Annotated in this window: 7 protein-coding genes and 3 pseudogenes; 7 read left to right on the top strand and 3 right to left on the bottom strand. The window is 69.0% G+C overall.

The genetic code is table 11. The annotated features are described in order from the left end of the window. From O3Q52_RS43245 to O3Q52_RS43235, 3 genes and pseudogenes are all read left to right on the top strand, one after another. A partial coding sequence (locus O3Q52_RS43245; protein ID WP_269654003.1) for a TIGR03086 family metal-binding protein occupies positions 1-985 on the top strand: 985 nt, incomplete at its 5' end. Positions 986-1,128: 143 nt separating this feature from the next. After that, entirely contained in the window at positions 1,129-1,542 is a 414-nt protein-coding gene (locus O3Q52_RS43240) for a hypothetical protein (protein ID WP_269654002.1), read from the top strand. Between the two features lie 384 nt (positions 1,543-1,926). Then, positions 1,927-2,130, top strand: a pseudogene (locus O3Q52_RS43235) (Ku protein); the annotation flags it as partial. Between the two features lie 34 nt (positions 2,131-2,164). Here O3Q52_RS43235 and O3Q52_RS43230 read toward each other — a convergent pair. Then, positions 2,165-2,329, bottom strand: a pseudogene (locus tag O3Q52_RS43230) (ISAs1 family transposase); the annotation flags it as partial. A 248-nt stretch (positions 2,330-2,577) separates the two neighbouring features. Here O3Q52_RS43230 and O3Q52_RS43225 point away from each other — a divergent pair. Further along, on the top strand, positions 2,578-2,895 hold the full coding sequence (locus O3Q52_RS43225; RefSeq protein ID WP_269654004.1) for a putative quinol monooxygenase: 318 nt from the start codon (positions 2,578-2,580) through the stop codon (positions 2,893-2,895). Between the two features lie 102 nt (positions 2,896-2,997). Beyond that, positions 2,998-3,975, top strand: a complete 978-nt coding sequence (locus tag O3Q52_RS43220; RefSeq protein ID WP_269654001.1) for an alpha/beta hydrolase — start codon at positions 2,998-3,000, stop codon at positions 3,973-3,975. 318 nt (positions 3,976-4,293) lie between these two features. Here O3Q52_RS43220 and O3Q52_RS43215 read toward each other — a convergent pair whose 3' ends face one another. Continuing rightward, a complete protein-coding gene (locus O3Q52_RS43215) occupies positions 4,294-4,443 on the bottom strand; it encodes a hypothetical protein (RefSeq protein ID WP_269654005.1) in 150 nt (49 codons plus the stop codon). Beyond that, a pseudogene (locus O3Q52_RS43210) lies at positions 4,436-4,693 on the bottom strand (PPOX class F420-dependent oxidoreductase); the annotation flags it as partial. The pseudogene O3Q52_RS43210 and the gene O3Q52_RS43215, both read right to left, overlap by 8 nt. 291 nt (positions 4,694-4,984) lie before the next feature. Between O3Q52_RS43210 and O3Q52_RS43205 the strand changes: the two are divergent. Continuing rightward, positions 4,985-6,616 carry a serine/threonine-protein kinase gene (locus O3Q52_RS43205; protein WP_269654000.1) on the top strand — a complete coding sequence of 544 codons (1,632 nt, stop codon included), beginning with the start codon at positions 4,985-4,987 and terminating at the stop codon, positions 6,614-6,616. Then, on the top strand, positions 6,613-7,311 hold the full coding sequence (locus O3Q52_RS43200; RefSeq protein WP_269653999.1) for a hypothetical protein: 699 nt from the start codon (positions 6,613-6,615) through the stop codon (positions 7,309-7,311). Before O3Q52_RS43205 ends, O3Q52_RS43200 begins: the two co-directional genes overlap by 4 nt. Positions 7,312-8,535: the final 1,224 nt, after the last annotated feature.

Below are 8,535 nucleotides of genomic sequence, written 5' to 3'. Positions count from 1 at the left end.
CTACGCCGCCGAACACCACCCGGGCGAGCACGACGACAGCGCGCTGCGGCACGCAGAGCAGGCGACAGACGACTGGCTGCGGCGAGTGGAGACAGCGACGGCGCGAGGAATTGCCCCTGACTCGCCAGCAGCCGATCCCGTCGTCACCGCCATCGTGGCGACCTGGATCCCCACGCAAGCTGCTCCGGACGGAAAGGAGCTCGTCGACAACGTGCAGGCCAGGGGTCTACTCCTTGAGCAGCTCGAAGTCGCCTCCGACGCGCACGCGGAGCGGTACTGGCAGCTGCTGTGCATCATCAACGGCTGGCCCGTGCGGCCCAGCATGGCGGCGGCCGGCCGATGGCTGACGACGGCCCTGCGGGCGCATCCTGAACCCGGTGCACGAGCCGCGCAACTCGCCGAGTTGTACGACGTCGGGCAGGACGTGTGGGAACCGACCGGCGTGCTCCACGCCTGTGACGAAGTCCTGGACGCCGTCGGCGGGCTCGTCTCCGCGGTGGAGCCGGGCCAGTTCGACCGGCCAACGGCCTGCGCCGACTGGGACGTTCACACCCTCCTCAACCATCTGGTCTGGGAGAACCTGCTGTGGGCCGGCCTGGCCAACGGAACTCCCCGTTCCGGCTTCACCGCCGACCATCTCGGGGACGACCATGTCGCCGCATTCCGTACCGCGTCCCAAGCCGCACGGTCGGCCTTCAGGCGCCCGGGCATGCTCGAGCGGCGCTACGGGCCCGCTCCCGGGCGACGGCTCGTCGAGCAGTTGGTGATCGAGATGCTGGTCCACGGCTGGGACCTGGCCCAGGCCATCGGGCACCCCTACGACAGCGTTCAGCACGTCGCTGAGACGGCACTGCCCGTCGTACGCGAGATCTACGGCGATCTGCCCCGTACTGCCGCCGGTTCCTTCGCTCCGCCACAGCCGGTCCCCGACGATGCCGGCCCGCTCGACCGTCTCGCCGCCTACCTGGGCCGCACTGTCACGTGACGAACAGCCGGCGCGACCACATTCCCGTATACCCGCCTGAGTACGTTCGCGTGTACGCCGGCGCCCCGGAACAGGACGTCCCTGGGAAAGGCGCAATGAGTCCACAAAGTCTTGGCTCTGCGTCGCCCTTCCAACGGAAAGCTTTGATCGGCTGTGCAGTCCTTGTCGGCAGTTCCCTCACGCTCGGGGCGAGCAACGCGGCTGCTGCCACGTGGACTTTCGAGAAGGGCCCGTCGTACTCCGACGGAACCTTCAGCATCATCGCCTACAACAACGGCCGCAGCGCGGGCCTCATGGAGTGGCGCGGCGATCCTCTCAGTGGCTACCCTGGCGACGCGTTCCGCGTATTCGACAAGCTCTCCGACGGACGTGGCATGGAAGCCAAAATGATCCTCCCGGTGACCGGACGCAAGGCCACTACGCGCGGGCACTCGGCCGAGTACTTCAGCCCGTGGAACACCGGAGATCTGACAGAGGGCACCAAGGTCACCATCCAGCTCTGCTCCGTCGCCGGTGACTACGCGGACTGCAGTTTCTCCTACAGCGGCCACGCGTAACCACACGCTGGCCCACCGGCCTCAAGACATCTCGCCGCCCGCCCCCGGAAGCCGTGGGACGGGCGGCTTCTCTCTTCCCCTCAACCTTGATCCACTTGCACAACACAACCGAGGCGCTCCTCTCCGGCCGGGTGCGAACTCCCCAGCGGCCACGGACCGGCACGGAGTCAACTCCCCCTGCGGGCCTGCGTCGAGCACGCGTCGCAGGCATCGTTCCGACTGACGCCTCACGTCGACACGCCAGCAACCGTGTCCCTGGCCACGCCGGCTGAGTGGGTCACTCCCATCGAGAGCCGCCACGTCTGTGCGTCGGGCGCTTCGCTGACTCTGAGGGCAGGCAGCGGTCAACGCTCAGGTTCAAACAGTGCCCACAACCAGGCGCGCGAGGGCTACGGCCTCCAGGCCGACGGCCCGGTCGTGGCCAAGCAGTACAGACTGCCGCGGATGGCCCTGACACGCAGCGCCAAAATCACCATCGCCAAGTACGCGTGGAGCGGCCGCGAGCGCCTGGGACTGCTCCGCACCCGCGACGACGCGATCGCCCCGCACGCAATGCGCTGGCCCGATGAAATCCGCTCACCCCAGGAGTCAAGCGGGCGGGTGACGGCTCGTAAGACACGTGACGGAGGCCGGGGGCGATGTTGCGGTGCCCGGCGGCGTGGAGGGAATTGATCGCCAGGTTGCGCAGGGTGGCCATGTTGTCGGGGCCGCGGCCAGTGCGGATCTTGGAGGCGTCCTCGGCGAAGGTGGTGTCGCGGACGAAGGAGAGCCTGTTCTCGATGGTCCACTGCGATCCGGAGAGGTGACCGAGCCACGCGGGAGAGGCCATGTCGGTGGTCCAGTCAGGGCGGGCATGCCGGGCCGGCAGGATGCGGAGATCTTCAAGGCAGATGCGTCCGCTGCAGCACCACTCCGTGCTGCGACTCTCGTGTACACGAGGATCGTGCAAGTGCGAGCGAGCATCGTTCTAACGTTTCTGCAGGTCAACTCGGTTGAATGGAATCACCTCACTCCCTCACCGAGAAAAAGGTAGCCATGATCGCCAACTACGGCTTCAACGCCACCCTGACCGCCAAGCCCGCAATGGGCGACCAACTGGTCGAACTGCTGCTGACCGGCCTGAACGAAGGCAGCCCCGGCGCAAGCGAACACTGCGTCGTCTACCTCGTCTCCCGGTCCGCGTCCAGCCCCGACATCGTCCACGTCACCGAGGGCTGGACCAGCGAGGAGGACCACCACCGGATCTTCGCCGGCGAGGCCGCCCAGGCCATCGTGGCGCAGATCGACGGACTGCTGGCCAAGGAGTCCGAGTACACGGACTACGTCCCGATCCGCGGCAAGGCCGCCATCTGACCCCCGGTCGCCCCATCCCCCGGCCCCTGCTGCCTCGGCGCCTCCCGAACAGGCTCTCCCCTCACCTGACCGTCCGCAACCACCCCACGAAAGGACCCGACCATGGCCACAACACGACCTGCCTTGGACCTCGAACTGCGTGAGCTGCTCGCCGACATGCCCCTCATGTCCCAGCTCAGCCCAGAAGTGCTCGCGCAACTGCGTCAGCTCCCGTCGACACCGGTCGAGCCCCTCCTCGCCCACCGGCAGGTCGACCGGCGCGAAGTCACCGTGCCGGCCAAGGACGGTGCCCCGATCCCTTTGTCGGTCTTCAGCCCCGCGAGCGCCGATCGCACCAGCGCCGCACCTTGCGTCTACTGGATGCACGGCGGCGGGATGGTCATGGGTGACCGCTTCTCGCAGATCGACATTCCCCTGGAGTGGCTCGACGAGTTCGGTGCCGTCGTAGTCTCCGTGGACTACCGGCTCGCACCCGAGGCCACCGGTACCGCCCTGGTGGACGACTGCTACCAGGGACTGCTGTGGGTCGCGGAACACTCCTCCGAACTGGGCATCGATCCCTCCCGGATCGTCGTCGCGGGCGCCAGCGCCGGCGGCGGTCTCGCCGCCGGCGTCACCCTGCTGGCTCGCGATCTCGGCACCTCGGCGATCGCCGCGCAGATGCTGATCTGCCCCATGCTCGACCACCGCAACACCAGCACCTCCAGCCGCCAGTACTCCGGCGGACCCGGCGTGTGGACCCGCGAGATGAACGAATTCGGATGGCGTGCCGTCCTCGGTGACCTCACCGACCAGGAGGTACCCGAGTACGTCTCACCCGCACTGGCCAACGATCTCTCCGGTCTACCGACCACCTACATCGACACCGGCTCCGCCGAAGTCTTCCGCGACGAGGACACCGACTACGCCACCCGCATCTGGGCGGCCGGCGGCCAGGCCGAACTCCACGTCTGGGCGGGCGGCTTCCACGGCTTCGACGCCCTGTACCCGCAGGCGCGCATCTCGGCCACAGCCCGCCGGACCCGCACCGCCTGGCTCGCCCGGCTCCTGCTGCCGGACTCCGCCGCACAGCCCCATTGACGAACTCGCACAGCACACGCACGACCACACACCAGGGGAGCAGCATGAAGGTCGCCGTCGTCCCGGCCAGCTCCGGCACAGGACGAACCGCCGCGATCGAGATAGTCAAAATGCGAAAACGGAGCCATCCCCATCCCGGGCACCAACCCACAAGGAGGGCTGGAGGCGGCCGCCATCATCAAGAAGGACAGCGGCACGGCCGCCACACTCCCGCTGAACGTCAGCGAAGCAGGCACCTTCACGGCCTTCCGCGCTCGTGCACGTCGCCAACGGAGCGGTGACCAGCGCCGGCTCAGAGACGGCACCGGCGCAGCGCTGCTACCGGTCGTCGTCACAGTGGGCGGCGATGGCTCGGTCCAGGGTGAGGTGGTCGGCCCAGCTGCCGTGGAAGACGAAGGGCACTCGGCTGGTGAGTTTGATCCGGGCCAACAGGGTGCGGGGGACGGACTTCGTCGGTTCCTGCGGCATCCAGGAGCCGCGCCGTGCCCTCTGTGCTCGGTGTGCCCTCTGTGATTCGGCCGCGTGCACTGCACACCGTGACGACGACACGAGCGTCGTTGCAGATCCTCTGGACCTTCCCGGAGTCCGGGTTTGTCGAGAGGAACAGCTCGCCGCCGTCCACCGCGTGCCAGACCGGCGTAGCGACGCTCGTGCCGTTCTTGCGGTACGTGGTGAGGCGGACGTAGCGGCGGCGGCTCCGTTCATCGAGGACGGTCACAGGGCATTGATTCCTTCCTGCGGGGGGAGGCGGGCACTCGGTGATGTCGGGCGACGGTCCTGCGGTCCGGTCCCGGGGCTGTTCGCCCGTGCGTACGAGTGCGGGCTCAGGGCGGCTGTCGGACTCGTGCACACGGTTCCGAGGCCACGACCGAGGGATCGCCCCGACACGGCGATCGGGGGTTGCTCCACCGCAACCGACATGGCCGAAAATGTGTCTCCCATCGCGTGGCCCGGAGCTTCCCAGGTCCATGGACGCTCCGGCACCACGACGGCCCTGAGGGGGATACCGATGAACACATGGGCAGTTCCTGGCTACACCGAATCGCTGGAGCTGGGCTCCGGGGCGAGCGGCCGGGTCGTCCTGGCCGTGCACGAAGGGACCGGCATCGCGGTCGCGGTGAAGTATCTCAGCGAGTCCCTGTACACCCGGCCTGGCTTCGTACACGACTTCCGCGCGGAGGCGCGACTGCTCGCCGGCCTGAACAGCCCGTATGTCACCGGGTTGTACGAGTACGTCGAGAGCCCCGACGGCGCCGCCATCGTTATGGAGCTGGTGGACGGTGTGTCCCTCCGTTCCCTGCTGACCGCGCAGAGCCCGCTGGAACCCGAAGCCGCACTCGTGATCCTCAAGGGCTCCCTGCTCGGCCTGGCCGACGCCCACCGGCTCGGTGTGGTCCACCGCGACTACAAGCCGGAGAACGTCCTCGTCAGTTCCGACGGCACGTCGAAGCTCGTCGAGTTCGGCATCGCGGTGACCACGGGTGAGAGCGCCGGAGTGGCCGGAACCCCCGCCTACATGGCCCCTGAGCAGTGGACCGGTGCGCCCGCCTCACCCGCGGGCGACGTGTACGCGGCAACAGCCACCTTCTTCGAGTGCCTGACCGGCCATAAGCCGTACCCGGCCGACAACCTCGCCGAACTCGCGCTGCGGCACGTCGACTCGCCCGTCCCGGCCGAGGATGTGCCCGAGGCGGTGCGGTCACTGGTCCGGCGTGGCCTGGCCAAGTCGCCCGAGGCACGGCCCTCGCACGCCGCGGCGTTCGTCGCGGACCTGGAGGCGGCGGCCGTCGCCGGGTACGGCCACGAGTGGGAGGAACGTGGCCGCGGCAGGCTCTCCGCACTCGCGGCGCTGTTGCTGCTGCGTTCCCCGGTCCGCTCCGGCCCGGAGACCACTACGGACACCGCCCGCACCGTCCTGCGCCCGGCAGCCGGCGGGGGAGGTGGGTGGGCCCGCACGTGGCGGCCCACTCGCCCGGGCGTGCTCGTGTCGGCCGCGGCCGCGCTCCTTGCGATCGTTCTGGCGTATGGCGTGCCGCGGAACGACGGCCAGGCGGCCGACCAGGCGGCCGAAGCGTTCGCCACGACCAGTGCGCAGCCCGGAGTGGAGTCGGGGTCCGCCTCTCCGACCTCGTCGGTCGAGCCTGCCGAGTCCTCGGCATCCGCCGGGTCGACCGGCCCCTCCCCGTCCGGCTCGCAGAGCTCGGCCTCCGACGGCACCTCGGCGTCGGCCTCGGCCCCGACGGAAGAGACCACGCCACCCGGCGGAGCGACGGCCACGCCGACCGCGTCCCCCACCCCCACCGCGCCCACCGCGCCCGCGGTCAAGGACGTCGCCGTGTCCGGCTTCCGCCAGACAGGCCCCACCACGGGTACGACCACCGTCTCCATCACCACGGACGGCACCGGGCCGATCTCCGTGGCCGTGTCCTGGTACACGGGCGACACCAGTGGGCAGCTCGGCACGCCGGACGGAACGCCCGAGACACTCGACCGCAGTGGCGCCACGCAGTACACGTTCACTGTCGACCACACGTTCCAGGGCAAGGGCTGCTACTGGGCTGTGCAGGCCACGACAGCTCCTGCGTCCGCCGACGGCGGCGCCTCACAGCAGCTCCTGACGAGGCGGTGCGACATCCGTTGAATCCGACCAACGACCGCACCACCCCGCCCGGCAACGGCTCCTGGCCCTCACCCCCCGACCACAACGCCGACGCGGAAGCGGAGTACAGCGCCACCGTACTGGGGAGCCACTGGTTCCAGAGACCCGAACAGGACACCACGCCGGAGGGGGACCGAACCGCCGTGGCACCGCCCACGCCGGAGATCCGTCCCGACCGTGTCGAAGGAACGGTCCTGCGCTTCGGCCCCGGTGTGACCGCTGCTCTCTCGCACCGTTCAGGGACCCAGCTGTCCGCCGCCGTGCCGACGCCCACCCGGCATCCGCGAGGAGGTCTGCGCCGACATGCCCTGCCGGCGCTGGTACTGCTCATGGTCATCGCGTTCCTCGCCTGGCAGCGTTCCGGCACCGGCTTCGCCGTGGACAGGGTGGCCGTCACGACCCGCAACACGACGGTGGAATGCGACAGCACGGCGGATATCGTCGGAGTGATCACCACGAACGGCCGACCGGGCACCCTGTCCTACCGCTGGGTCCGCAGCGACGGCACAACCTCGGCCGTCCTGCGCGAAGTGATGCCCGGGGACCAGAAGAAGGCACGAGTACATCTGCTGTGGACGTTCCGGGGCGAAGGCCGCTACCGGGCCCAGGCCGAGTTGCACGTCCTCTCCCCCAGCCGCCACACAGCCACAATTCGCTTCGTGTACGACTGCTCCTGACGACAGGGAAGAATCCGGTGGTTGCCGTACCGGTTGGGTCGGCGGTCGTGATCGATTCGATGTCCGCCTTCCGAACGGCAGACCGCCGTTGACGCAGGCGTACTCTCACCGAGCACGCGACGAGGCCACAGAGACACTCACCGCATTCATCGCCCCTGTGCGGGCGCGCCTTGCCGAGAGGTCCCCGTAGGTGTTTCTTGACCTGCTGAAAGGCCGTGCTGTACGGGCCAGCTGAGGTGGGTGTCGGCGTCCAGCTTGCCCAGGGCGGGCTCGGTCCCCTGTTCAAACACCAGGCCCGCACGCTCAGCCCGGACACCGGTGCCCCTTTGCTCTCCCGAGATCAGGAAGGCAGCGTTCATGCGCCGGCCCACCGCAAGGTGATGGATACTGCACGGTCCGCCCACCCGTTCCGCGAGACACGGCCGAGCAGGCGTTGCCTGACGCGTCGGGATGATCGTCGCGCCGTCGTCGTCGCATCTGGGCTCGCCCGGCACTGCCAGGCGGGGGCGGACCTGAACGAGTGCGGCCCGGTAGGCAATCGCAGGTCTGTCAGTGCGCATGGCCGGGCCGCGTCACTGCTTCAGGCGACCGATGCACCGCTCGACGGCACTGCGTTCCTTGTGAGCCACGGGGTCGAAGGCGTCGGCCGTATGGTGGGCGAACCGGGGCGGCACCAGCGAGGATCAGCGCCGGCGCACAGGAGGTCCTCGTATGTACGGCGCGACTCTCATCACGTGACCATGGCCCGGCGGCAACGCGACTGGATTGTGCCCGCACTCCTGTTGGGGCCGCCGAATCAGTGGGCGGCTTCGCACTGTCCATATGGGGTTTGTCGGCGACCCGGTCGATGGCGTACACAGCGCCCGTACGGGAGTTGGATCCCGTACGGACGCCCTGGCGGCACCGGACGCCTTTCACGGCAATCGTCTCGGGATTCGCCGTCGCGCCCAGCGCCACCAACGCCTCCGGCCCGGCCTTGCCCTTCAGCATGAACCGCAGCACAACCTGATTGCCACGTCGGCCACCAGAGACCTTGCAGCCGATGCCGGCGGAGGCGACGCCAGGATCAACCAGCAACTGCGAACTCCGGGCCCGGATGCAGCGCCGCAGGGATCCGATCAGCTCGTGCCCCAAAGCACGGTGGAGCGCCGTCGGGTCGTCCGGTGCCGCGGCGCGGGTGACGGTCACGTGTACAGGCCGGACGGTGCGAACGGTGGCCGCGGC

The organism is Streptomyces sp. ActVer (assembly GCF_027270795.1).
GTDB lineage: Bacteria > Actinomycetota > Actinomycetes > Streptomycetales > Streptomycetaceae > Streptomyces > Streptomyces umbrinus_A.
This window is presented reverse-complemented; position numbering and strand designations above follow the sequence as displayed.